This is a genomic window from Nostoc sp. (genome assembly GCF_036919815.1).
Classification (GTDB): domain Bacteria; phylum Cyanobacteriota; class Cyanobacteriia; order Cyanobacteriales; family Nostocaceae; genus Nostoc.
Genome location: NZ_JBALCE010000070.1, coordinates 13609 through 38544, shown reverse-complemented (window position 1 = coordinate 38544; position 24936 = coordinate 13609). Strand labels below are relative to the sequence as shown.

Here is a 24936-nt window from a genome sequence, read left to right as displayed (position 1 = left end):
ACCTTGATACCTGCGTTAAGTGCATCTTCACTGGCAGTATTAGTGGCGTGGTTTTTCTTTCTATTAATTGAAAAAAGAACTTTAAAACCGATTGGAGAAATGAAAGTAAAAAACTAAACAAAAGCTTAATTAATGAAAAATTTATTATTAACATAATTATATAAAATATGAAGATTTTGCTTGCTGGAAATCTTATAGGACAAGGCGGTATACAAAATCATCTTAGATGGCTATCTATAGCATTAGGAGAAGAAGGAATAGAGGTATTAGTTATTTCTTTCAATCCTCAGCAAAGCTCAATTGGTGATTCGCAGGATTTATACAAACCAACAAGTTCAAATATACAAGTCATCTACTGCAATTCTTCAAAATGGAGAAGACTATTAGAAATTACAGCTATTATTAACAAATTTTCCCCTGATGCTTATTTAGCAGTAGGTACAGGGTGGAATCTTTTTGTTCAGCCTCTTTTATCTGGAGTAAAAACAAGAAGGATATTTCATGAAGTCATGTCTGGTGTTTCTAATGGATGGCACGATTCTCGCTGGATTGTACGGTGGTGCTTTGATGAAGTTATAGGACAATCACCCACTGTTGCTAAAACTTTTACGGAATTCTTTGGCTGGAAGAAACCAGTCTCAGCAATACCCGCCATGCCAGAACCACTGGAGTTAACGGCATCTTTCCCTCAGGTTGTATCTAAAAAGGTTGAATTAGGTAAAGCTAAAGCTGCCCTTTTTAGTCGTTTAGTACCCCATAAGCAAGCCTTTTGGTTAGTGCAACAATGGGATTTACTCAAAGAAGTTTTAGGTGAGTTACATATTCACGGTAGTGGACCCGAAGAAGCACTGATTCGAGAATATATTGCTTCGCAAAATATAGGCGATCGCGTTAAGTGTTTTGGTCGCTATCCTGAGGGGCAAGCTTATGTTGACCTTCTTAGCAGCTATGATCTGACTTTGCTACCTACAGTTGGGGCTGAGGGAGCGCCCTTAGTTCTGTTAGAATCAATGGCTTGTGGAGTGCCTTTTGTAGCCTATGGAGTTGGTGGAATTCCTGGTTATGGAGTTGATAATCCGAATGTTTTAATAGTTGCGCCTGAACGTTGGAGAACAGATCAGGCAAGAGTTTATGCAGATATTGAGAATAAAGACAAATCATCTGAAGAAGGAAATCAATCTCCTGGCAAAATGCCCGTATTCGTCTCTGCTGTCAAACAGATGGCACATAAACTAGCCAAAAGTGAAATTAATCAAGCTCAGTTACAACAATTTTATCTAGAGCGATATTCTTATTCAGTATTAAAAAAGCTTTGGATCTCTTACTTATGCAATCAGTAATACAATCTATTTATCAATCTAAGGTTGGGCAAAATAAAGATAAGTTCACAGTAGCTCAACTAGGTGCTAGAGGGCACTACGCTATTCCACGTCTTTTAGATGAAGCCGGACAGTTAGAACACTTTTATACTGATATATGTGCTGTTAAAGGTTTTCCTAAATATTTGCGTTTGATTCCCCCAAAATTTCAGAGTAAGTCTTTAGCAAGGCTTACCGGTCGAATTCCCTATGGAATTAACCCCAACCTAATTACAGCTTTTTCTGGTTTTGGTTTTGAATATATTTCTCGCTTACGCAAAGCTAGTTCTGCCTTTGAGATTACAAAAACATTTTTATGGGCTGGAAAAACTTTTGGGCAGCTTGTTCTGCGTCAAGCATTACGTGGCAATGGCGTGTATGTTTTCAATACAGCAGGGCTGGAACTTCTACAGGCGGCAAAACAAACCGGATTGAAAACAGTGATGGAACAAACTATCGCCCCTTACCAAATAGAATACCAGCTTCTGCAAGAAGAACAAGCTTTGCATCCTGGTTGGGAAGAACCCCTACAGAAAAATGAATATCTAGCAGAGTATATTGAACGAGAACAACAAGAGTGGTCACTGGCTGATGTAATTCTATGCGGTTCAGACTTTGTGCGTGATACTATTCAAGAATGCCAAGGACCAAAAGAGCGCTGTGTCGTTCTTCCCTATGGTATTGATGCCAGTTTTCAGCTTTCTGCTAAAACCCCACACCAAGGATTGTTGCGAGTATTAACTATAGGTTCTGTAGGATTGCGTAAAGGAATACCTTACGTACTGGAAGCTGCTAAACAATTGAAAGGGAAAGCCATATTTCGTGTGGTGGGTCCAGTTCAAGTTTTGCCTGATGCAGTAGCAGCTTTGCACGAGAACCTGGAATTGGTGGGGCAAGTTCCCCGCTCTCAAATTATGGCTCATTATGATTGGGCAGACGTGTTTTTACTCCCTTCCATTTGCGAAGGTTCTGCTATTGCAACCTATGAGGCTTTAGCTTGCAGCTTACCTGTGATTGCAACACCAAACACTGGCTCCATCGTAGAAGATGGCATTAATGGATTTATCGTACCAATACGCGATGTAGATGCCATTGTTATGAAATTAGAGTCACTTTGTACTCAACCTGAATTACTAGTAACAATGAGCAAAATGGCTTTAGAAAAATCCATATTTAGTCACTTCACTCAGTATAAACAGCGACTACTTGAAATTGTTTAAAAAATTCATAATGGTCTTCAACATCAGGACTGGCATCTTTCTGATACCACCTTACAAAATGAAGTAAATTGTATGCTACCAAAAGCCACAATTGTGTTTACAACTCATAACCGACGTGAGTTTTTGCATCAGGCAATCAATGCAGCTCAGAATCAAAGTGTCACGGTGAAGATTTTAATTATGGATGATGCTTCTAATGATGGTACTCAGGAAATGATGTCTAAAGAATTTCCTGAAATTGAATATCATCGTTCCTCTGAAAACAGAGGCCCTTGTTATCACCGTAACCGAGGTGTAGAACTAGCTAACACTGAAGTAATTTTTCCCCTGGATGATGATTCTATTCTTCAATCTCCCTACACTGTTGAGCAAACCCTAGCAGAATTTGATCATAGTCGTATTGGAGCCGTTGCTATTCCCTTTTGCAACATTCTCCAAACTGAAAAAGTAAATACTCAGGCTCCAGATAAGTCTCAGGTGTATCTGACTCATGCTTTCGTTGCAGCTGCTCACGCTGTACTGAAATCAGCTTTCTTAAAAGCTGGGGGATACCGGGAGTTTTTCTTTTATATGGGAGAAGAAGGAGATTTATGTATTCGCCTCTTACAAAATAATTTCTTTGTCCGCTTAGGAACATCTGATCCTATTCATCATTTTCAACCTCCTAATAGAGTTTCGGTTAAAGCAGATATATTTGGCCGACAAAACGATATTCTTTTCCTTTATTGCAACGCATCATCACAGTATCTTTTATCCTATCTGCTGGGTACATCGGTTAAAGGAATACTTTATGGTATTAAGGTTAAACGCCCAATCAATATGCTCAAGGGATTGGTGCAAGGCTTTAAATTAGCTTTGACTGATTATACTATGCGCTCTCCTGTTAATTCAGACTGCTTCCAACTTTATAGGATGCTTAAACGGAGAGAATGTGTACCTTTAGTAGACGTCGAACATTATGTGCAATAAATTATGGAATTTTACGCTTTACTACCTGTACGTGACGAAGCAGATATTATTAAGCAGTGTTTAGAAAATCTGCTTAAATGGGCTGATGCTATCTATGTGTTTGATACTGGTAGCATTGATAATACATGGGAAATTGTTTTAGATGTTGCCTCCCATGACCAGCGTGTTAAGCCAATTCGTAAAGAACCAGTATATTTTTCTGAAAATAAATTGCGTGGCTATATGTTTCATATTGCTCGTGAGCAAATGCGAGATAGTGATTGGTTTCTAAGAGTTGATGCTGATGAATTTCACCACATTCCACCCCCTGAGTTTGTGAAAACTTACCTGCGCCTCAATGAAACAATTGTTTATCATCAATACTATGATTTTCAGTTCACTGAAACTGAATTAGCAGCATGGAAACAAGGTGAAGAAACTATTAATGATCGCCAACGCCCAATTGCGGAACGTCGGCGCTATTTTACACCTAGTTACTATAGCGAACCTCGCTTATGTCGCTATCGCAGCACTATGAAATGGCCTGAAACCTGCTCTTTTCCAATTAATGCAGGTTTTATAGCGAGGGAAAGACTACCAATTCGGCACTATCCGCATCGTGATCCGGTTCAGCTAGACCGTCGCTATCGTTTGCGATCAATTATGATGGCTGATCCAAATAATCGCAAGAATTGGTCAAGACCAGAGCAGCATCATTGGTCAGAAACTGATTGGCATAAGTTTATTGTTAGCAATGATGACCCTGAATTGCAATACTGGAAACCAGGGACAAATTTACCACGCTACCAGTTCACAAATCACTTAAGACCACCGCATATTCGGTTTGTACAGCGATTGGTTCATGCTTCACTTCTGCCGATTTTAGACCTTACTCGTCCCGCGTTTTCTGATTATACTCAACCACAACCCATTTCAGATGAAATCAATCAATTACTTATAAAAGCATTGAGTAACTTTACTTAGATTAAATATTTATATAATACCCCTAATAATGATAAAAAATAATATTTTTTATCTTAGTACTATCAGGGCAAACGCATCTAAAGTAGAATAATGCTTTCATACCAAGGATTTAGTTGTTTCATGATTTAGGCTATTTTTTCATTAATATCCTTATATAACAAGAGTTTCAGAAATTACGTGCGTTTGCTCTTTTACTATAGAACCATAAAAAACATGAAAAACTTTTTAAAAAATACTAAAACCATTCTCTCAAATCCAGAAATAGCTACTTTATATTCTAAATGGTCATTACAAAAGTTAATTGGATTAGATCCAAAAATTAAGATTCCTTCTGGGGGGTTATTAGGTAATTTGCGTCATTTTAGTAAATTTTATTATGTTAATAGTAGTATTAATAATATGACGTTGAAGCGTGAACAAAAACTTGTCCAGTCTCTTATACCTGATGGAGGTTGTGCTTTTGATATAAGAGCAAACGTAGGAGTTTTTAGCATTATGATGGCACTAAGTTGTAACAACATCGACATCCATGCCTTTGAACCAATTCCATCTATATTCTCTATTTTGCAGTCTAATATTCAAGACAATCATTTAGAAAATAATATTATTCAAAATAAATTAGCAGCATCAAATGTTTGTGGTTATATCAACTTGACTGATAGATTGGATAGTCCATGCCAAAACAAAATCCAAATTTCAGAAAATTACCAAAGTGGTAATGTATTCTCTGATTGTATAACAATTGATGTTTATTGTTATCAAAAGAATGTAGACTTTATCCATTTTGTAAAGATTGATGTTGAAGGAGCAGAATTGCTAGTTCTCCAAGGTGCTCAGACAATGCTGCTCAATAAAAAAATTGGTGCTTTACTTATAGAAGTGATTCCTCAAGCTGTGATAGATATGGGATTAAGCCTGGAAGACTTGGTAAATTATATTAATGGTATGGGCTATAAATGTTTTAAAGTTAATGAGGATGGAACAAAAGGTAAATCTTTTTCTCTTGAAGATTTGAGGCAATTTAAACTAGAAGAAAACGTACTACTGCTTCCTAGCAACTAGAGTATAAAACCTTTATTGGCGAAAGTAGATAGATTATGGGAATTCAAAAAAATATTCAGACATTCATTAGTAATCCAGGTATTCAAAAGAGATACCTAATCTGGCAAGCTACTCGATTAACCACAGGACATTTGCCATATATAGAGTTACCAAAAGGACAACGGCTATTTCCGGCAGATCGCTTCAACGACTTTCATGCTATTGCTACTCAGCATCCTGACATAAATGAATTTAACTTAGTAGACACTTTGCTATCCACATCAAGTAAAGGTGTGTTTGTTGATGTTGGAGCTAATGTAGGAGCTATGACACTTCTTGCTCATAGTACGGGACGTGTAGATACTATCTTGGCATTTGAACCTACTCACCGCTATTGTTCTGCTTGGCACTATAATGTCGCATATAACGGTATCAAAAATGCAACTTTAATCCAGACTGCTGTTGGAGATCGTATTGGCGAGGTAGATTTCAGGGTTGATCCTACTATGCCTCTTAATAACAAGATTAACAAAGGGCAAGTACACTTCAGTTCTCAAACCCAAAAAGTCAAAATTGTGACATTAGATTCTGTCTGCAACGCTCTTAATATAGACCGGATTACTTTGCTGAAAATTGATGTAGAAGGGGCAGAACCTTTAGTTATTAGAGGTGCAAAGCAATTATTAAAGGAGAGACGAATTCAGAATATACTTCTAGAATTTATTGTGGAGTTTATAGAAGATATGGATGAAGATCCATACAGCTTTGTTCAAATGCTCAATGAATTAGACTTTGATCTGTATGAGATTAATCCGAACGGTACACTAGGACAGACTTTGGATTACAAGGAAGTTGTAGATGCTCGTAGGGTATTACCAGATGCACCACTACGCCCATTTCATGGAATTAATTTAGTTGCACAATTGCAAACTTAACTTTTGAAATGAAAGTAAACCAATCGACAGAATACGAAACCCAAAATAGCAAAGTTTAAATTTTGTGGTTAAAAGACAAATATCAATCGAAATTACCAATACTTTTGAGAAAACATAAAGCCAAAAACTTTTGATTATGTGCTTTGTTTTTTTCAATTTAATAATTGCCCAATCATCTCAACATACCAAGGTAAATCAAAGCTATGCTATCAGCAAACCAACTCAAGAAGACTCTCAAGCGCATTCTGCCCGCTCCTCTGGTTGATATCGTGCAGTCTGCGCGTGCCCACCGCCACCCCCCTAATCCGCTTATGCTAAAAGCTAAGGATGATTTCGAGGCTCTTAACCGTGATTTACGCGCCGAGCAAATCGCCATGCGCCCAGACTTGATTTGGACTGTTGATCCTCAATCAAAAGACCCCTTTAGTTGGTTCTGCTACCGCTCTCCAGAAATGGTTAGTGAACTGGACTTTTTCCTTAAACTCCGTGTCAGCCGGAGTCGCTTCATCGACATTGGCGCGAACCATGGAGTTTATTCCTTGGCTTTTACTTTCGGTCGCCCTGGCACGAAAGCATTGGCACTCGATCCGTCGCCATTGGCTTTTCCTATACTCCAGCGTAATATTCAGTTGAACCCGGAGTGCGATATTACTCCTTTACAGATTGCCGCAGGTAGTGCTCCTGGCGACTTAAGAATGAAGCTGAACTGGCATCATTTAGAAGTTATCGCCGATCAAACCGCCGCAGAATCGGAGCAGGTGAAGATAGTGCCCGTTCGCACCGTAGATAGTTTATGTGAAGAATTGAACTTTCATCCCGACCTAATCAAGGTTGACGTTGAAGGACATGAGTTAGCTTGCCTACAGGGCATGGATAAGATTCTGCGACACCAAAGAACAGAGTTCTTTTTGGAGATTCACCCAGAGTTGATTGAACCGCTCGGATACCGATTAGATGATATCACAACCTATCTGCGCGGACTCGACTACAAATTCTGGAGTTTGGGAGGTGAGCAACGCAGCGCGTCTTGGATCAACGATCAAATTCATACCTTCTGGTTACTTTGCCGCCCAAGCAATTAACTAAGCTGAAAAACATCTAATTTTTTGTTCTTCATCGAATAGGAATTATGTTAGCCAATCTTGTGAGAAAAATTGTTCCAGAGAACTGGCGTCCAATTGGTTATTTAACCCATTTAACCCAAGCTAAGACTACTTATAAAGTGCAAGCTGGTCCCTTTGCTGGTATGCGATACATTGAAAAATCTATTGGGAGTGCTTATATCCCTAAGTTACTTGGCATCTATGAAAGGGAACTCAACCCTTTTATAGAAAAGGCTTGCCAGTTAGATGTTCAAAAGATAATCGATATTGGTGGGGGAGAAGGTTACTATGCAGTAGGAATGGCTTTGAAAAATCCATCAACACAAATTATTGTTTACGAAATGGAAGGCAAGGGACAGGATGCGATCGCTCAAATGGCAAAACTAAACTCTGTTTTTGACCAAATTAAAATTTGTGGTAAATGTGAACTAGAAGACTTAAAACAGGAGCTTTTAGGAAACAGTAAAAATTTAGTTATTTGTGATGTTGAAGGCTATGAGCTAAATCTACTTGATCCTGATAAAGTACCATCTTTGAAAAATACCTTTATTTTGGTTGAGTTACACGATTTTATTACTAGAGGTTTGGCTGAAGAAATCTACTCTAGATTTGAATCTACTCATCACATAGAGCGAATATGGCAAAAAGATCGATATAAAAATGATTTTCCTTACCATACCTTTTACACTCAACTTTTACCTAGTTCATACATTGACTGGGCAGTTAGTGAATGGCGACCAGAGCCGATGTCGTGGTTTTGGATGGAACCTTTAAAATAAAAATAATCAAATGAACATGACTATATAAAAATTAACTCATATTCCTGCACTAGATGGTCTAAGAGGAATTGCTGCATTAATGGTGATGTTTTTTCATTTCAACTGGCAGCCTCTAGGTATTTCAATGATAAATAAAATTGTAGTTTTTGGTCAAACAGGTGTAGAACTTTTTTTCGTACTTTCTGGTTTTTTGATCACTAGAATTCTAATATCTACAAAAAGTCAAAAAAAATATTTTACTAATTTTTATATCAGACGGGCATTAAGAATTTTTCCTTTATATTATGGATTCTTGATAGCAACGTACTTTATTTTACCACTATTGAAAATAGGTGATATACCACCGTTTAGTCATCAGATATGGTATTACCTATATATGCAAAATATTCCAGGTACATTTACGACTTTACAGAGTAATGGGCCTGGCGATTTTTGGTCGCTAGCAGTTGAAGAACACTTTTATCTTTTTTGGCCATTGTTGGTATATTTTTTATCAAGAAGGCATTTAATATGGGCATCGCTTGGAATTATTTTATTATCAATAGTCATTCGCATCATTCTGGTTAATTTTGATATAGGCGTGTTTTACTTCACTCCATGCAGATTTGATGCCTTAGCTATTGGTTCATTACTTGCGTATCTTGAATATAGGAATAAGCTTTTTGTGTACAGAAAATATTTCTTAAATGTTGGAATTTTTTCTTTTGTCTTACTATTGATTAGCTGGCTGTTTACTGGTGGTCAACATATGGATTCAGTACAGGTTATCAAATTTACGATTATAGCTGTCTTTTATGGTTGTGTTGTCGGCTATTTATCAATCCAAAATCATCAGAATTTTATGTCTCGAATTGTAGAAAATCGGTTTTTAGTATTTACGGGGAAAATAAGTTATGGACTCTACGTTTTTCATCCATTAATTTATAGTTTTACAGAGAAAAATGACTCTATTCATCCCATTGCTAATTTATTAATTTCTCTTTCTTTAACTTATTTGGTTGCATTTATTAGTTATGAAAAGTATGAAAAGTTATTTTTGAATTTCAAAAAATATTTTGAATACAAATAAATTATATCTAAATTAGATTTCTATGAACAAAACAATAAAAGTTTATCTTGCCTGCACAGGTGTAGGTATCATCAACCGAGGTATCGAAACCTTTGCCCGTGAATGTTTTAATGGGCTACATAGTACTGAAGGACTGCAAATTGAACTATTCAAGGGTGCAGGAGATGAAAAACTAGATGAACATCGATTGTGGAATTTGCCTCGCAATGGAAAACTAGCACCTTTTTTAGGCAAGTTTATCCGACGCAATCGCTATGTAGTTGAACAGTTATCTTCTTTTATTCCGTTTGTTTCCCATATTAAAAAGGGGAAGCCAGATATCATCTTCTACAGCGATTCTAACCTTGGTTTTCAACTCTACTGGTGGCGTAAGCAAATTGGTATACCTTATCAGTTGCTCTTTTCTAATGGAGGCCCTTGTAATCCACCTTTTACTAGAACTGACTATGTTCAACAAGTAGCACCATTTTACAGAGAACTGGCATTAAAAGCTGGAGAACCACCCTCAAAGCATTTTCTTGTTCCTTACGGCATTAACGTACCAGATGGAGATCCTTTGCTCAATCATGAAGAACGACAAAATATTAAACAACAGCTAGGCTTACCTAGCGATCGCCCAATTGCTATCAGTGTAGGTTGGATTAGTGCTACACATAAGCGTATGGACTATGTAGTCGATGAAGTAGCTGCTTTACCAGAACCTCGACCGTACTTAGTCATGTTAGGATACATGGACGCTAATAGCCCTCCCATTATTGATTTAGCATCTCAAAAGTTAGGCAAAGATGGGTTTACTGCTCGCTCAGTACCTTACGAGCAAGTTGCTAAATATTACCAAGCTGCTGATATATTTGTACTTGGTTCCCTCAAAGAAGGATTTGGAAGGGTCTATCTAGAGGCTATGATTCACGGTCTTCCCTGTATTGTGAATGATCACCCAGTAATGAGGTATGTTTTAGCAGAACAAGGAATATTTGCCGACTTGTCAAAGTCTGGTGCTATGAGTCAGGCTTTAGCTGATTTATTAGAGCGATCGCAATCAGTGGACAACAGAATTGAGCGCAGAGAGTTTGTACGTAAAAATTTTTCCTGGCAAAGTCTTGCTCCAAGTTACTTACAAATGTTTCATGACTGTCTCGCACATAACATTAATGTATAAACTTGATTTTATATCTACTTATTCATAAATCATTATGTATAAGACATGAGCAATTTATCTAACGTATTTTCTACTAGCCATAGCATATTTTATGATTGAAGTATATCGATATTTACTAATTATTATCTGTATATGCTTATTAGGTTGGGGAGTGATTCGCATAGAGCGAATCTACCAATATCCGTTTTTCATGGGCAGTATGTTTATTTCGTTTCTTCTGCCTCAAGTATTTGCATTAATTAATCATCCTGGTTTGGTAAGCCAAGACGCCCTAGAAAGGGTTTTGTTGATGTCATGTCTCTGTGCTGCTGCCTGTTGGATAGGGTATATAATAAAACCCAATACAAAATGGTTGAAGAAATTAGACGTTATGATCGATCAGAGGAAGTTGTTTAGAGCAGGAATAGCCCTTATGTTTCAGGGCTACTTGTTTAATTTTTTACTATCTATTACAACTATCCAAAGAAGTGATGTTGGTACGTGGACAGGTCCAGCTACTATATACGTCTTTTTCGCTCAAGTTATCAACATCGCTTTCGGAATTTTTCTTTTACAGACATTAAAACATCCCAAAGTTATTAATCTGATTTTGACAATTATTGCTGGCTGGCCTGTAGTGCAACCAATTTTTCAGGGACGACGGCAACCTACGATGACATTCATAATTATTGTAGGTCTTTCATTCTGGCTGGTTTTGCGCTATGTACCCCCAAGATTGGCAGTTATCACAGCTGTAGTGCTTCTAGCTTTTATCATTCCTGTAGTTGGTGCGTTACGGAGTCATTTTTGGGATTTAGTTTTTAGCGGGAAGTGGAAAGAAATATCATTTGCCTCTCAAAGAGCATTTGAAACACTGCAAACAGGTGACATATTGGAATTGAGGAATGCTGCATTATTAGCTGATGCGACCGAAAAGACAGGTTTATATGGATATGGAAGTGGTTGGTGGGATAGTATCGTATTTCAATATGTCCCTGGACAAATTCTAGGTTATGACTTTAAACAGTTTCTACAATTTCATTTAATAACAAGGGAGAAATTAGAAAATTTATATGGTTATACAATTCCCAACGGTAGTACGACTACTGGCATTGGAGATTCATTTACAGAATTTGGCTACTTAGGCTGCTTTTCTTTTGCTCTGATTGCATATTTATTTAAAAATCTTTGGATATCTGCTGTTTACCAAAAAAGCATTTTTAGTAGCCTACTTTATATAGGTCTAGCTAGTCCAGCAATGCTAGGATTAACACACGGCATAGGAAGATTTCTGCAAGAAGCAATATTTCAATTTATTTTTGTAAGTTTAACAGTTTATTATTGTAGAACCAAGTATAAATATTCACCATAAACTCACAAGTAGGAAATAATACTTGATAAATTATGGATATTACCATTGGAATTTTATTTTCTAACTATGGACCTTATCACATTGCTAGAATCGAGGGATTACTCGATTGCGCTCATAAGCTGCAAAACCAGGTAGTGGCTATAGAATTAGCACGTTCTGAAGACGAATATCCTTGGGAAATAAAAGTTGATAATCTACATTTCTCATTAATTTCAGTGAGTCAAGAGCAAGCTCTTGAAAAAACTAATAATTTTCAATTAGTGCAAAAGCTCAATTCTATTCTTAAAGAAGTAAATCCTAGTGTTATAGCAATTGCTGGTTATTTTAGACCTGCAATGCTTTTCGCACTAGCTTGGTGTTTATGGCATCGTAAGCCTGCTATTCTCCTATCAGAAACTACTGAAAATGATGCCCCTCGTTCCTGGTGGCGAGAGGTATTAAAAAGTATTATTATTACAAAATATAAATCTGCTCTGGTAGGAGGACAACCACATAAGAGATATTTAGTTAAATTAGGTATGCCCATAGAAGCAATCTTTATAGGATATGATGTAGTAGGAAATGAAGCCTTTCATCCAGACAGAATTAAACCTCTTCCTAGACCAATCAATAATCCTTACTTTTTAGCGGTTAATCGCTTCATTCCCAAAAAAAACCTTTCATTTCTCATCTCATCCTATGTAAATTATCATCAAATAATGGGTGATAATGCCTGGGATTTGGTTATATGTGGTGAGGGACAGATGCGGCTAAATCTTAAACAACAAATTCTCGAAGTTGGCTTAAAAAAGCATATTCATCTTCCTGGCTTTCTTCAGCAAGATGAACTCTTTCCCTATTTTGCTCATGCAACTTGCTTCATCCATGCAAGTATTCAAGAACAATGGGGATTAGTCGTTAACGAAGCAATGGCAGCAGGTTTACCTGTTATTGTTTCTAACCGTTGTGGTTGTTATGAAGATTTAGTTCTGGAAAGCATTAATGGGTTTGGTTTCGACCCTGAAAATCAGCAAGAATTGACACAACTCATGGTCAAAATTAGTTCAGGTGAACTGGACTTACAAGCAATGGGTCAAGCTTCCTTGGAACATATTCAAAAGTTCTCTCCAGATTATTTCGCTCAGGGCTTAATGCAGGCAGTTGAATACGCCTTACCAAATGGCTAATTCCTTATGAAAATACTAATAGTAATTCCTGCTCTAGGATCAGTTTATGGTGGTCCATCTAAAAGCGTAGTTGAACTAGCTCAGGCACTTGGTACTTTTGGTCTAAGTGTTGATCTGGTGACAACCAATGCCAATGGATCTACCAGCATAGATCTTCCACTTTATGTATGGCTCTCCAAAAAATTTTATCGAATTCAATACTTTCCCTACTGGGCTTTGAGTGACTACAAAATTAGTTTTTCTTTAACTATATGGCTATTCCAGCATGTAGCCGACTATGATTTAGTCCATACCAATGCTATTTTTTCCTATCCTATTTTGGCTGCTTATTGGGCTTGTCAGCAGCAGCGAGTTCCTTACGTTGTCACTCCCAGAGGGATGTTAGAACCTTGGGCGCTATCTTACAAACCTGGGAAAAAGCGTTTATATTACACCCTATTTGAAAAGTTAGCTCTTCAACGTGCTAGTGCTATTCAAATGCTGGCCTCAACTGAGGCAGAGGGTACTAAATCCCTTAATATCAAAACACCTCTGATTATTGTTCCTAATGGAATTAACTATCAAGAATTTGAAAATATACCAAACACAGAACTTTTTTATCAACAGTTTCCTTGCACTCGTAACAAAACACTAATTTTATTTTTGGGTCGCATTGATCCTAAAAAAGGATTGGATTTATTAGCCACTGCTTTTGCTAAAGCACATAAAGAATTTCCTGAAATTCACCTAGTTATTGCAGGACCGGACAACATAGGATTCCTAGCGACTGTTCAAAACTACTTTATGACAGCAGGATGTAGCGATGCTATCACATTCACTGGAATGCTCACAGGAGCAATGAAATACGCAGCTTTAGCAGCTGCTAATATCTATGTTGCTCCTTCCTATTCCGAAGGGTTTAGTATGTCGGTACTAGAGGGAATGGCGGCGGGATTACCCTGTGTGATTACTACTGGCTGTAATTTTCCTGAAGCGGCGGCGGCAGGGGTAGCTAGTGTTGTTGATATTAATAGTGATCAAATAGCCAATGCATTGATTGAGTTTCTGAAGCAACCTCTGCAAGCAAAAGATATGGGCGATCGCGCCCGTCAATTTATATTAGAAAATTATACTTGGGATAGTGTAGCCTTAAAATTGATTTCAGTATATCAAGATATTATAATAAAAAGGCATCAAAACCCCGTGTCTTTAGAGTTGGGAGGGTAAATATAGGAGTACTAGACACCTTTACGATCGCCTATAACCATGACAGATGGGGGCTAATCCAGAGGATATTTAGATAATCGCTCTTCTCAATTTATATTAAAAATTTTAGGATAGCATCAAAATTGATTTCAGTAATAACAGCCGTAATAAATTGCAAAATAGGGGATTATTTATGATTTAATCTACTAGCAAATACGAGTACTCTTATTCCGATACTAAACCAGGACACCATCATAGCTATCTCATTAAACCTCTAATGGAGATGATATCTAAATGTGTTAATATTTTTGAACATCAAGCAAAACTGCGGATATTAGATATTGGCTGGATCGAGAGCATATTCAAAAACTCTCTCCTGACTATTATGCTCAAGGACTAATGCAAGCAGTTGAATATGCTTTAGCAGTTCATGAAAATGCGAAAAAATAACAATGAAAATTTTAATGGTTATCGCTGCATTAGGAAATGTCTATGGTGGACCTACAAAAATTGTTCTTGATTTAGCAGAATCAGTTGTAAAATTAGGTGTCAGCGTTGATATCGTAGCTACTAATGCTAATGGTTATACAACTCTAGATGTACCTTTAAATAAATGGATTACGGAAAATAATTATAGATTACAGTATTTTTCCTATTTTAATTTTTTAGATTACAAGTTCACTGGATCAATGACAAAATGGTTATTTTATAATGTATCTGACTATGACATAGTACATACTAATGCCATCTTTTCTTATCCAGTTCTAGCTGCTCATTTGGCTTGTCAATTTCGCATAGTTCCATATATTGCAACTCCTCACGGAATGATGGAACCTTGGGCATTAGCTTATAAAGCTTGGAAGAAAAAATTTTACTTTACTTTTTTTGAAAAGCCATCATTACAAAAAGCTAATGCTATTCAAATGACAGCTTCTACTGAAGCTAGACAAATAAACACACTTGATTTAAAAACGCCTTTAGTTTTTGTTCCTAATGGTATCAATAGCACAGATTTTGAATCTCCACCTAGTGCGGAGCTTTTTTATGAACAGTTTCCCAATAGTCGCAATAAAACACTAATTATATTTCTAGGTCGCATTGATCCAAAAAAGGGATTGGATTTATTAGCCTCTGCTTTTGCTAAAGCACACGAAAAATTTCCTGAAACTCACCTAATTGTTGCTGGGCCAGACAATACAGGATTTTTACCCACTGCTGGAAGTTATTTTAGCAAAGCAGGCTGTAAGAATGCTGTCACCTTTACTGGAATGCTCACAGGTGCTATGAAATATGCAGCTTTAGCAGCCGCTAACATCTATGTTGCTCCTTCCTATTCTGAAGGATTTAGTATGTCAGTATTAGAGGGGATGGCGGCGGGATTACCTTGTGTGATTACTACTGGCTGTAATTTCCCTGAAGCGGCGGCGGCGGGGGTAGCTAGTGTTGTTGATATTAATGCTGACCAGATAGCTAATGCATTGATTGAGCTTCTGAAACAACCTCTGCAAGCAAAAGATATGGGCGATCGCGCCCGTCAATTTATATTAGAAAATTATACTTGGGATAGTGTAGCCTTTAAATTGATTTCAGTATATCAAGACATTATAAGTAAAACGCATGAAAACCCCGTGTCTTTAGAGAAGGGAGTGTCATGATAGGAGTACTAGACACCTTTCGCGATCGCTTATAACCATGACACCACCACAAGTTCAGGCGCGAAATACCTTACCCCCTAATTTATATTAAAAATTTTATTAAAAATTTTGGAATAGTATAGCCTCAGAAATTATCTCAGTAATAAATTTAAAAGAGGGCATTACTTATGATTTTATCTACTGAAAAATACGAGTACTCTTATTCCGATAGTAAACCAGGACACCATCATAGCTATCTCATTAAACCTCTAATGGAGATGATAATATCTGAATCTGTTGATATTCTTGAACATAAAACAAAACTGCGGATCTTAGATATTGGCTGCGGTAATGGCAGTTTGAGCAACTTAATTGCACACCAAGGCTATGAGGTTGTTGGTATTGAAGAATCTGAGTCAGGTGTTAAATTAGCTAATCAGACTTTCCCAAACTGCCGCTTTATTGAAGGCACTATCTACAATCTACCCTATGCACAACTGGGAGAAAAGTTCGATATTGTTATTGCGGCTGAGGTAATTGAGCATTTATTTTATCCCAAAGAATTGCTTAGAAATGCCAAAAAATGCCTGAAGCAAAATGGTCGTTTAATTATTACTACCCCTTATCATGGCTATCTCAAAAATCTCATGCTTGCTGTTTCCGGAAAAATGGATAAGCACTTTACTACTCTCTGGGATGGAGGTCACATAAAGTTTTTTTCTGTAGCAACTATGACTGCTTTACTCGAAACAGAGGATTATACAAACATCAAATTTAAGTTTGCAGGTAGATTTCCTTATCTTTGGAAATCTATGTTATGTTCTAGCACCCTAGTTTAATCAAAAATAATTTATTTAAATTTACTAATCAATGCTAGAAGAAATTACCCCTCTTATCCTTACCTACAACGAAGATCCCAATATTAATCGCACCCTTCAGTGTCTTGCATGGGCAAAGAAAATTATTGTCATTGACAGTTACAGCACAGATGAAACTTTAAAAATTTTGTATTCCTATCCTCAAATAGAAGTCTTTCAAAAAAAGTTTGATTCCTTTGCTTCTCAGTGTAACTATGGATTAGGGAAAATCTCATCTGAATGGGTACTATCCCTAGATTCAGATTATGTTTTAACTGATGAACTAATTCATGAAATTAATGCATTACAAGCTGAGACTGATACAAATAGCTACAGTGTTAGATTCAAGTACTGTGTCTTCGGTAAGCCTCTGCGTCGCACTCTACTTCCACCCCGAACAGTTCTTTACAAACGAGAAAAAGCGATTTACAAAGATGACGGACACGCTCATCGGGTTTGGGTAAAGGGTAACTCTGCAACCCTTACTGCCTATATTCACCACGACGATCGCAAACCTCTAAGCCGCTGGTTATGGGCACAAGATCGCTACATGGTGATTGAAGCTAAAAAACTACTAGAAACTCCAGAAAGTGAACTCAGCTTAGGCGATCGCATCCGCAGACAAAAAATATTTGCACCTTTGATAATTTTATTTTATTGCTTGATTATCAAAGGCGGTATTCTAGATGGTTGGCATGGTTGGTACTATGCCTTTCAGCGTGTTCTGGCAGAAATACTCTTGAGCATTCGACTTATAGAAGCTGAGAAATTTAAAACCTAGTTATTGCATTATTTAGTTCTCAACCTAATTCATAGAAAATTGTATCTATGCTTGGCGTTGAGCAACGCACAGTGAACTACTCAGACTTGCCTACCCCATGCATCTAGATCAATACACAGTCGGAAATTACACTCCAGGCGCAACATATTGGAAGCAACTTTTTTGGTATTTTCTTGGGTCGCCCTTAGTTGAAAGTTATTGGCTACCATTTTCAGCTTTTAAGATTTGGGTACTCCGCAGTTTTGGAGCTAAAATCGGTCAAGCTGTCCGCATTAAACCTGGAGTGCGGGTAAAATTTCCCTGGCGGTTATACATTGGTGATTTTGTTTGGATTGGGGAAAGTGTATGGATAGATAACCTCGCTTTTGTAACCATCGAAAGCCATGTTTGCCTATCTCAAATGGTCTATCTCTGCACTGGAAATCATGACTGGAATCATCCCGATTTTAAATTGATTGATGCTCCAATCCATATTCAAGAGAGTAGTTGGATTGCTGCCAAGTCGGTAATTGGCCCAGGAGTTACTGTTGGTCGGGGAGCAGTACTGACTTTAGGTGGTGTGACTGGAAGCTCACTAGAGCCGATGACTATTTATGCAGGTAATCCGGCTCAACCCATCAAGCAGAGAAAGCTTTGATATCCAATTTTTGCGATCGCATCTCATAGTTTAGTTTACTACAAATTGGGGTAGACCTACACACACTCCACATTTAGTAATTAGTCATTCAAAGGACGCTTTGGCTTAATATCTAAATTTCTGCTTGCAGCAACGGCTATTAAATTGGGAGCATCTCAGTTTTGCAAATACACCATAAGAGAAATAAGATTCCTGCTCCCTCTCCTTACTAAGGAGAGGGCTGGGGTGAGGTTTAGGCTTTCTACGAAAGTGAGATCCCCCCTATTGGATTTCCTGAAATTTCTCAATTGTGAGATATTTTTCTTCATCAGCTATCTGACTGTTGTAATCGATATCAATTTGCGTTGGATAGCCAAATCTAGCACTGTACCGTACATTCAGGCTGAAGGCTTGACGGTTGATAGCATCTTGAATCACATCAAATAGCTTAGGAATTGTGTTGTAGTTTTGAAAGAATTCTGGATTAACTGGTTTACCTGTAGCTACAGAAGTGATGGAAGTTGTTTGACCATTACGTACTTTAATGACTACTGGTCCCCTAGCGTCGGCTATACAAAAGCAACTATTGCTCAAAGTATAGTCATAGTTGGAAATATTTTGCCGATTCCAGAAACGACGATTAAATTCTAATCGCTTTTCTAATCGCTTTAAATTCAAGTTATTACTCGCTGGCGATTCTGCTATCTCTATGGGAGATTTGGACATTACTGGTAGGTTCAGACCAAAAGATAGCAATAATCCGGCACTGATAATAATAGGTAAACGCATATCAATCCATTTTATTTTAAAAATATTATATCTAATAATTTCTCTAAGTGAGTCGGCGCAAATATTTCAAGCTATGTTAAGAAATTTAAATGTAGGGTGTTTTAGCTGAAAACCTAACACAGCCTATCTTGACTTTATATTTGTTTACATAAATTGATTTTTTCTTGCCGACTGACTTATGTCGTAAAATCCTGACTGTAAAAAACAAATTTTTTATTTCAAGCATGAATGAACCACAAACTTGGTATATTGTCAAGCGTTCTGCTGGGAATTGCAAAATTGTCCCCAGCGACAAAGTTGGAGACGATAATCTAGAGATTATAGAACAGTGGGGGCCTTTTAGTTCGCCAGAAGATGCGATCGCTCGGCGTGTCGGACTTATTAGGGCTGGAAAGTGCCAACCAGTTTAAGTTAGGAGTCATTCAATTTGGGATTTTAGATTTTGGATTGAAGGAAAAATCTAAAATTGGCAGAGTTAGAAATTGTCAATGATGGTTTTTATTCCTAACTCCTCACTATTAACTCCTAACTTTATTCCTAACTCTTCATTTTTCTGCTGTGGGCGTGGCCTTAGCAGTAATTTGTTTACCTATGACTTCCACTGCTTTAGCGAATTGGGGGTCTGCTAGGGTAGCGAGTTTTTCACGTCCATGAAGCCACAACTCCTCGATTTGCGCTTTGGTCAAATCCACCTTCACATCTGGCTCAATGCCTTTATGATTGATATCTCTACCGCTGGGGGTATAGTAATGAGCAATTGTCACCGCCAATCCTGAACCATCTTCCAGGGGACGCACCGATTGCACCAGTCCCTTACCAAAGGTTTGAGTACCAACCAAAGTAGCACGCTTATTATCCTGCAAAGCCCCTGAGAGGATTTCACTTGCACTGGCTGAACCTTTATCTACCAGCACCACCAACGGTTTATTTGTCAAGGCTCGTCCGTTTGCTTCTTCCTTTTCTCCCTCTCCTTGGCGTTCAACGGTGGAGACAATCTTACCTTTATCTATCCACATCCGGGCAATATCCACACTTGAGAAGAGTAAGCCGCCTGGATTACCACGCAGATCCAGAATATATCCAGCTACCCGTTTGGTTTCTAAATTTTTGATGGCGATTTGCATTTCTTTACCAGCATTGGCGCTGAACTGGTTCAAGCGAATGTAGCCAAGATTCCCTGCTGGAGTTTGCTTCTGGGAAAACTTAACTGCATGGATTTCAATCCGCGCCCGTTTGATGTCAAACTGTTTTATCTGAGCGTCGCGCCTAATTGTCAGGCTGACTTGGGTTCCTGCTTGACCCCTAATCAAGGATACTGCCTGATTGCTATCCATCCCCTTAGTATCTTTGCCGTCGATTTTGAGGATGATATCTTTCGCCAAAACACCAGCTTTAAAGGCTGGTGTATCTTCAATTGGCGCAATTACAACCAGTTGCTTCGTTTTTTCATCCTGACTAATCGTGATCCCAATACCTATTAGTTCTCCAGAGGTGTCCACTTGCATATTCTTAAATTCCTCTGGGTCCATAAACCGGGTGTATGGGTCTTGTAGCTTTTTGAGCATTTCCCGAATGGACTTATACGCTTCCTGCGGATTACTGTAGGACTTACTCAAGTACTCTTTACGAACAGCCTGCCAATCTAGCTGATTAAAAGTACCGTCTACATATTGGCGGTCAATTGTTTGCCAAACTTCATCTACCAATTCTTTGGGACTTGCTTTAAATAAAGCCTGACCTCGCGAGTGAATGCCAAGGCTAATAACAGCGATCGTGGAGAGTGTCACTGCCGTAGCACCCAAAACAAGCCTACTTTTTGTAATCACCATAATCACAGCTGGGTCAGAGGGAATATATATATATCAGTATGCTCAATCTAACACAGGCTACCACTGTACAGACCAAATATATATCCTTAATTTAAACAAAATACTTGACAATTTAGCGAATTTGGGAATGGGGAATGGGGCATTGGCCAATTCAATTTTGGATTTTGGATTGACGATAGCGGAGCGTTAGCGAGTCCGCGTTAGCGAGTATTCGAGCGTCGCGTCTTTTGGATTAAATTTCAATCTAAAATCTAAAATCTAAAATCTAAAATTCCTACTCCCCACTCCCCTAGCCCCTTTATGGTTCTACCCAGCGTTCATCTGCCTTAATCAGGTTAATTAATTCCTCTACACCTTTATCTTCTAGGACTTTTTTAATTTCCTCTCTGCCACGATACAAAGAAATGTAACCAGGTGTTTTGCCAACATAACCATAGTCGGCATCCGCCATTTCTCCCGGACCATTGACAATGCAACCCATAACCGCTATGTCAAGACCAGTTAAGTGTTTAGTGGCTTCGCGGACTTTGTGCAGCACTTCCTCTAGGTTAAACAAAGTGCGTCCACAGGAAGGACAAGCGACGTATTCCACCATCGTTTTTCGCAATCCCAAAGCTTGGAGAATGCTGTAACAGACGGGAATTTCTTTTTCTGGTGCTTCTGTAAGTGAGACGCGAATTGTATCCCCAATGCCATCAGCAAGTAAGGTAGCAATACCAGCCGTGGATTTAATTCGCCCGTATTCACCATCACCGGCTTCGGTAACGCCTAAATGTAGCGGATAATCCATACCTAGATCATCCATGCGCTTGGCTATCAGGCGATAGGCGGCTAGCATCACTGGCACTCGTGAGGCTTTCATGGAAATAACCAAGTTGCGGAAATCCAAAGATTCACAGATGCGAATGAATTCTATGGCAGATTCTACCATTCCTTCGGGGGTGTCACCGTAGGTAAATAGCATCCTTTCAGCGAGGGAACCGTGATTTACCCCAATTCGCATCGATTTTCCTTGATCTCGCAAAGAAACTACTAGAGGTTCTAAGGTTTCGCGGATTTTATCGCCAATTTCGTCAAATTCGGTTTTAGTATACTCGGTTCGATTGACGTTTGGCTTTTCAAACACATACAAGCCTGGATTAATCCGCACTTTTTCTATGTGCTTGGCGACTTCCACAGCGATTTTTAGCCCGTTGTGATGGACATCAGCCACAATTGGCACGTCTTGGTAAGTTTTAATTAATTTTTGTTTAATTTCTGCTAATGCTTTAGCATGAGCCATACTCGGCACTGTGACGCGGACAATTTCGCAGCCAATTTCGTGCAGACGACGAATACCAGCCACGGAACCATCAATATCAAGAGTGTCTTCGTTAATCATTGACTGCACCACAACGGGGTAGACGCCGCCAATGGTGACATTTCCCACCTTTACGGGACGGGTTTTACGCCGCTTGATAGTTGTATCAAAGGTAGGTTGACTTAATGTTGTATTTGAAGTTTCTAGTGTGGGCAGAGTTTGCATAACCTGATTAGGTAAATTTGCTGTAGCTAAAATATCAGATTTAATAAATCTCTGTCTCTCAGATTGCCACAGCTAGGGCTTTTTTGGACGATTAAGTAGAAAAAAAATGGAGAATAAGACAGCAGAAGAAATTAACGGTTTTTTCTCATCTCTTAAAATGTGTAGCTGAGTAGCGTAGGCATAGCCCGCCGCAGGCATAGCCCTATTACTGAGTTATAAAGAATACTACTACTATCACAGTAGTTCTATGACCCAACCTGCAATATCTGTAATTCACTCGATTCCTGATGGTGCGGTTTTAATTACAACTATACTCTGTGAGTATCCAATTCCTAAGCCTCATAGATGTAAGTGATGGCAATTAATACAAATAGTGAATAAATTATTGATCGTCATCATCAAAAGTTAATTCGTCATTATCTAAATCTAATATATAATCAATCTCTTCAGGATCTTCAACCTCACGTAGTTGATTTTCTTCAATTCTCTTTTCTGGCATCATAGTGTTGCATAAGATAGCGCCCTGCAAGTCTGTATATCTCAAATAAGTATCTCGCAAGTCTGTATTTGTGAGGTTAGCATTCCTTAAATCCGTGTGTATTAAGTTAGCACCTCTTAAATGACTGCCACTCAGATTTACGCGTTCCAAGTCAAGATTGCTGAGATTACAACCGCTAAAATCTAGTCCACTTAAGTCAGCACCGGGATATATGCGAATTACACCTGGCGGATCATTTGCTGCTGTGTCTTTAAAACCATCAGAATTGTAGTAAATAGCGTCAGTTAAATTTGCTTCACAGTTATTTATTTCATTGGTATCGTCAACATATAAAACAGTACGCTTAAGATAAACTTTTTTCAAGTAATGCTTAAATTTGACTACAAACCAACTATCAATATTTGCTTTTTCCCAGTTAGTATCACTGAGATTTACACTCTGTAAAGCGATTTCTGTTAATAGAGCCTGACTCAAATCAGCACCAGTTAAATTAGAACCTTCAAAAGATGACTGAAATGCATTCATGCCTCTCAAGTTAACACCTGTTAAATTGCATCCATCAATTCGAGTATGATCTAGGTTTACTCCACTCAGGTTAGCTTCTTGCAAGTTGCTAGAAATGATGTCAGCATAGCCTAAATCGACATTACTTAAATTTGCCTTGCTGAGGTTGACACCATACAACTCAACACCTTTTAGTTTGACACCACTTAGGTCAACTCCTGAAAAGTCTCTCTCACCTGCGGCATAGTGTTTGAGTAATTCATCTCGGTTCATAAGAGCGATCGCTAAATTTGTGTTTTCATAATACAAATATACTATAAGGAAAGAGCATGAGGAGCGATTGCACCTAACACCAGCTAAATTAGACTTATCACCAAATGCTTTAATTACTATGCTAGAAAAAACATCTACATTCCAGAAAGCCATAATCGATTACTTTCATTGACTTTACGGCAGTCAGTGTTAATGCTGACTGTTTTTTTCTGGTCTTTTAGTCCAAAGTCCAGTAATAAAATTTGGGGATTGAAATTATAGATGTTATTAAAGAATAAAAGCGACTGTAATTATGAACACCCAAATAACACCCCAACTATCTATTCCTCCGCACTTTAACTCCGCTAAGGTGAGCGAAGTCTGGCGCGTACCTTACCAAGAACGTGCCGCCGAAGCTGAAATCTGGGCAAAACAACACGATATCAAACCTGCATCTTTAGATAAAACCAGCATTTGCTTACTATTAATTGATGTCCAAAATACCTTCTGCATTCCTGGATTTGAATTATTTGTAGGTGGAAAATCCGGTACTGCGGCGGTGGATGATAACGTCAAATTGTGTGATTTTATCTATCGCAACTTGGGAGTAATTACAAAAATTGTACCTACTTTAGACACCCACACAGCAACACAAATCTTCCATCCAATCTTTTGGGTGAACGCCGCCGGAGAACATCCTACCCCAGCAGCGACTAGCATCACCTCAGGAGATATTGAACAAGGTATTTGGAAAGTTAACCCAGCAGTTGCTAATAGTGTTACTAATGGGGATTATGAATTATTAGAAAAACACGCTTATTATTACGTTAAGCAACTAAGTCAAGACGGTAAATATCCCCTCACTGTTTGGCCTTATCATTCTATGTTGGGTGGTATTGGTCATGCTTTAGTTCCATCAGTAGAAGAAGCGATATTTTTCCACTGCATTGCGCGTCAGAGTCAGACACAATTTGAAATCAAAGGTGAAAATCCCTTAACAGAAAACTATTCCATATTACGTCCAGAAATGTTGGAAGATTTTGAGAAACGTCCACTTGCTCAAAAAAATATGCGCCTGATAAAACAACTTTTAGAATTTGATGCTGTCATTATCGGCGGTCAAGCTAAAAGTCACTGTGTCGCCTGGACAATTGACGATTTATTAACAGAAATTAAACAGGTAGATGCTGCCCTTGCTAAAAAAGTTTATCTGCTAGAAGATTGCACTTCACCTGTTGTTGTTCCCGGTGTTGTGGACTACACAGAACAGGCAGATGCGGCATTTACAAGGTTTGCAGAGGCAGGAATGCATATTGTAAAGTCTAGCGAACACATAGCATTTTTTTAACGCA

General features: G+C 38.2%; 23 protein-coding genes. 19 read left to right on the top strand and 4 right to left on the bottom strand.

The genetic code is table 11. The features are described from left to right. The first annotated feature begins 167 nt into the window (after positions 1-167). From V7K15_RS16670 to V7K15_RS16590, 17 genes are all read left to right on the top strand, one after another. Complete coding sequence (locus V7K15_RS16670; RefSeq protein ID WP_334906810.1) at positions 168-1340, top strand: glycosyltransferase family 4 protein; 1173 nt, start codon at positions 168-170, stop codon at positions 1338-1340. Then, positions 1328-2578 (top strand): glycosyltransferase family 4 protein, encoded by a 1251-nt coding sequence (locus tag V7K15_RS16665; protein WP_334906808.1) that lies wholly within the window; start codon positions 1328-1330, stop codon positions 2576-2578. Before V7K15_RS16670 ends, V7K15_RS16665 begins: the two co-directional genes overlap by 13 nt. Before the next feature lie 72 nt (positions 2579-2650). Then, positions 2651-3547 carry a glycosyltransferase family 2 protein gene (locus V7K15_RS16660; protein ID WP_334906806.1) on the top strand — a complete coding sequence of 299 codons (897 nt, stop codon included), beginning with the start codon at positions 2651-2653 and terminating at the stop codon, positions 3545-3547. A 3-nt stretch (positions 3548-3550) separates the two neighbouring features. Beyond that, on the top strand, positions 3551-4510 hold the full coding sequence (locus tag V7K15_RS16655; protein WP_334906804.1) for a glycosyltransferase family 2 protein: 960 nt from the start codon (positions 3551-3553) through the stop codon (positions 4508-4510). Between the two features lie 213 nt (positions 4511-4723). Further along, complete coding sequence (locus tag V7K15_RS16650; RefSeq protein ID WP_334906802.1) at positions 4724-5572, top strand: FkbM family methyltransferase; 849 nt, start codon at positions 4724-4726, stop codon at positions 5570-5572. A 35-nt stretch (positions 5573-5607) separates the two neighbouring features. Beyond that, on the top strand, positions 5608-6486 hold the full coding sequence (locus V7K15_RS16645) for an FkbM family methyltransferase (RefSeq protein ID WP_334906801.1): 879 nt from the start codon (positions 5608-5610) through the stop codon (positions 6484-6486). Positions 6487-6860: 374 nt separating this feature from the next. After that, on the top strand, positions 6861-7568 hold the full coding sequence (locus V7K15_RS16640) for an FkbM family methyltransferase (RefSeq protein WP_334906799.1): 708 nt from the start codon (positions 6861-6863) through the stop codon (positions 7566-7568). Between the two features lie 47 nt (positions 7569-7615). Beyond that, positions 7616-8368 carry a hypothetical protein gene (locus V7K15_RS16635; RefSeq protein WP_334906797.1) on the top strand — a complete coding sequence of 251 codons (753 nt, stop codon included), beginning with the start codon at positions 7616-7618 and terminating at the stop codon, positions 8366-8368. A gap of 40 nt (positions 8369-8408) precedes the next feature. Next, positions 8409-9437, top strand: coding sequence for an acyltransferase family protein (locus V7K15_RS16630; protein ID WP_334906867.1), 1029 nt, complete (start codon positions 8409-8411; stop codon positions 9435-9437). A 22-nt stretch (positions 9438-9459) separates the two neighbouring features. After that, entirely contained in the window at positions 9460-10596 is a 1137-nt protein-coding gene (locus tag V7K15_RS16625; protein ID WP_334906795.1) for a glycosyltransferase family 4 protein, read from the top strand. A gap of 91 nt (positions 10597-10687) precedes the next feature. Beyond that, entirely contained in the window at positions 10688-11947 is a 1260-nt protein-coding gene (locus tag V7K15_RS16620) for a hypothetical protein (protein WP_334906792.1), read from the top strand. Between the two features lie 32 nt (positions 11948-11979). Then, positions 11980-13113 carry a glycosyltransferase family 4 protein gene (locus V7K15_RS16615; protein WP_334906790.1) on the top strand — a complete coding sequence of 378 codons (1134 nt, stop codon included), beginning with the start codon at positions 11980-11982 and terminating at the stop codon, positions 13111-13113. A gap of 6 nt (positions 13114-13119) precedes the next feature. Next, positions 13120-14319: a glycosyltransferase gene (locus V7K15_RS16610; protein WP_334906788.1), complete on the top strand. Its 1200-nt coding sequence runs from the start codon at positions 13120-13122 to the stop codon at positions 14317-14319. A gap of 431 nt (positions 14320-14750) precedes the next feature. Then, complete coding sequence (locus V7K15_RS16605; protein WP_334906786.1) at positions 14751-15953, top strand: glycosyltransferase; 1203 nt, start codon at positions 14751-14753, stop codon at positions 15951-15953. A gap of 167 nt (positions 15954-16120) precedes the next feature. Further along, entirely contained in the window at positions 16121-16771 is a 651-nt protein-coding gene (locus tag V7K15_RS16600) for a class I SAM-dependent methyltransferase (RefSeq protein ID WP_334906784.1), read from the top strand. A gap of 31 nt (positions 16772-16802) precedes the next feature. Further along, the gene (locus V7K15_RS16595) at positions 16803-17570 is read left to right on the top strand and encodes a glycosyltransferase family 2 protein (RefSeq protein WP_334906782.1); all 768 of its coding nucleotides are present in this window, start codon (positions 16803-16805) and stop codon (positions 17568-17570) included. A 97-nt stretch (positions 17571-17667) separates the two neighbouring features. Beyond that, positions 17668-18207 carry a WcaF family extracellular polysaccharide biosynthesis acetyltransferase gene (locus tag V7K15_RS16590; RefSeq protein ID WP_334906780.1) on the top strand — a complete coding sequence of 180 codons (540 nt, stop codon included), beginning with the start codon at positions 17668-17670 and terminating at the stop codon, positions 18205-18207. Between the two features lie 261 nt (positions 18208-18468). On the opposite strand, the gene V7K15_RS16585 is transcribed toward V7K15_RS16590, so the two are convergent. After that, the gene (locus tag V7K15_RS16585) at positions 18469-18975 is read right to left on the bottom strand and encodes a DUF6174 domain-containing protein (RefSeq protein ID WP_334906778.1); all 507 of its coding nucleotides are present in this window, start codon (positions 18973-18975) and stop codon (positions 18469-18471) included. A 224-nt stretch (positions 18976-19199) separates the two neighbouring features. Between V7K15_RS16585 and V7K15_RS16580 the strand changes: the two genes are divergently transcribed. After that, positions 19200-19385 carry a DDE transposase family protein gene (locus V7K15_RS16580; protein ID WP_334906776.1) on the top strand — a complete coding sequence of 62 codons (186 nt, stop codon included), beginning with the start codon at positions 19200-19202 and terminating at the stop codon, positions 19383-19385. A 135-nt stretch (positions 19386-19520) separates the two neighbouring features. Here the strand turns inward: V7K15_RS16580 and ctpC are convergent, their stop codons facing one another. The 3 genes from ctpC to V7K15_RS16565 form a co-directional block, all read right to left on the bottom strand. Next, positions 19521-20804 (bottom strand): carboxyl-terminal processing protease CtpC, encoded by a 1284-nt coding sequence (gene ctpC, locus V7K15_RS16575; protein WP_334906774.1) that lies wholly within the window; start codon positions 20802-20804, stop codon positions 19521-19523. 298 nt (positions 20805-21102) lie between these two features. Then, on the bottom strand, positions 21103-22329 hold the full coding sequence (gene ispG, locus V7K15_RS16570) for a (E)-4-hydroxy-3-methylbut-2-enyl-diphosphate synthase (protein ID WP_334906773.1): 1227 nt from the start codon (positions 22327-22329) through the stop codon (positions 21103-21105). A 382-nt stretch (positions 22330-22711) separates the two neighbouring features. After that, positions 22712-23758, bottom strand: coding sequence for a pentapeptide repeat-containing protein (locus V7K15_RS16565; RefSeq protein WP_334906771.1), 1047 nt, complete (start codon positions 23756-23758; stop codon positions 22712-22714). Between the two features lie 139 nt (positions 23759-23897). Between V7K15_RS16565 and V7K15_RS16560 the strand changes: the two genes are divergently transcribed. After that, the gene (locus V7K15_RS16560) at positions 23898-24932 is read left to right on the top strand and encodes an isochorismatase (RefSeq protein ID WP_334906769.1); all 1035 of its coding nucleotides are present in this window, start codon (positions 23898-23900) and stop codon (positions 24930-24932) included. The last annotated feature ends 4 nt before the right edge of the window (positions 24933-24936 follow it).

Coding starts and splice junctions, on each gene's coding strand:
- V7K15_RS16670 (WP_334906810.1), top strand. CDS start 168: ATGAAGATTTTGCTTGCTGGAAATCTTATAGGACAAGGCGGTATACAA.
- V7K15_RS16665 (WP_334906808.1), top strand. CDS start 1,328: ATGCAATCAGTAATACAATCTATTTATCAATCTAAGGTTGGGCAAAAT.
- V7K15_RS16660 (WP_334906806.1), top strand. CDS start 2,651: ATGCTACCAAAAGCCACAATTGTGTTTACAACTCATAACCGACGTGAG.
- V7K15_RS16655 (WP_334906804.1), top strand. CDS start 3,551: ATGGAATTTTACGCTTTACTACCTGTACGTGACGAAGCAGATATTATT.
- V7K15_RS16650 (WP_334906802.1), top strand. CDS start 4,724: ATGAAAAACTTTTTAAAAAATACTAAAACCATTCTCTCAAATCCAGAA.
- V7K15_RS16645 (WP_334906801.1), top strand. CDS start 5,608: ATGGGAATTCAAAAAAATATTCAGACATTCATTAGTAATCCAGGTATT.
- V7K15_RS16640 (WP_334906799.1), top strand. CDS start 6,861: ATGCGCCCAGACTTGATTTGGACTGTTGATCCTCAATCAAAAGACCCC.
- V7K15_RS16635 (WP_334906797.1), top strand. CDS start 7,616: ATGTTAGCCAATCTTGTGAGAAAAATTGTTCCAGAGAACTGGCGTCCA.
- V7K15_RS16625 (WP_334906795.1), top strand. CDS start 9,460: ATGAACAAAACAATAAAAGTTTATCTTGCCTGCACAGGTGTAGGTATC.
- V7K15_RS16620 (WP_334906792.1), top strand. CDS start 10,688: ATGATTGAAGTATATCGATATTTACTAATTATTATCTGTATATGCTTA.
- V7K15_RS16615 (WP_334906790.1), top strand. CDS start 11,980: ATGGATATTACCATTGGAATTTTATTTTCTAACTATGGACCTTATCAC.
- V7K15_RS16610 (WP_334906788.1), top strand. CDS start 13,120: ATGAAAATACTAATAGTAATTCCTGCTCTAGGATCAGTTTATGGTGGT.
- V7K15_RS16605 (WP_334906786.1), top strand. CDS start 14,751: ATGAAAATTTTAATGGTTATCGCTGCATTAGGAAATGTCTATGGTGGA.
- V7K15_RS16600 (WP_334906784.1), top strand. CDS start 16,121: ATGATTTTATCTACTGAAAAATACGAGTACTCTTATTCCGATAGTAAA.
- V7K15_RS16595 (WP_334906782.1), top strand. CDS start 16,803: ATGCTAGAAGAAATTACCCCTCTTATCCTTACCTACAACGAAGATCCC.
- V7K15_RS16590 (WP_334906780.1), top strand. CDS start 17,668: ATGCATCTAGATCAATACACAGTCGGAAATTACACTCCAGGCGCAACA.
- V7K15_RS16585 (WP_334906778.1), bottom strand. CDS start 18,975: ATGCGTTTACCTATTATTATCAGTGCCGGATTATTGCTATCTTTTGGT.
- V7K15_RS16580 (WP_334906776.1), top strand. CDS start 19,200: ATGAATGAACCACAAACTTGGTATATTGTCAAGCGTTCTGCTGGGAAT.
- ctpC (WP_334906774.1), bottom strand. CDS start 20,804: ATGGTGATTACAAAAAGTAGGCTTGTTTTGGGTGCTACGGCAGTGACA.
- ispG (WP_334906773.1), bottom strand. CDS start 22,329: ATGCAAACTCTGCCCACACTAGAAACTTCAAATACAACATTAAGTCAA.
- V7K15_RS16565 (WP_334906771.1), bottom strand. CDS start 23,758: ATGGCTTTCTGGAATGTAGATGTTTTTTCTAGCATAGTAATTAAAGCA.
- V7K15_RS16560 (WP_334906769.1), top strand. CDS start 23,898: ATGAACACCCAAATAACACCCCAACTATCTATTCCTCCGCACTTTAAC.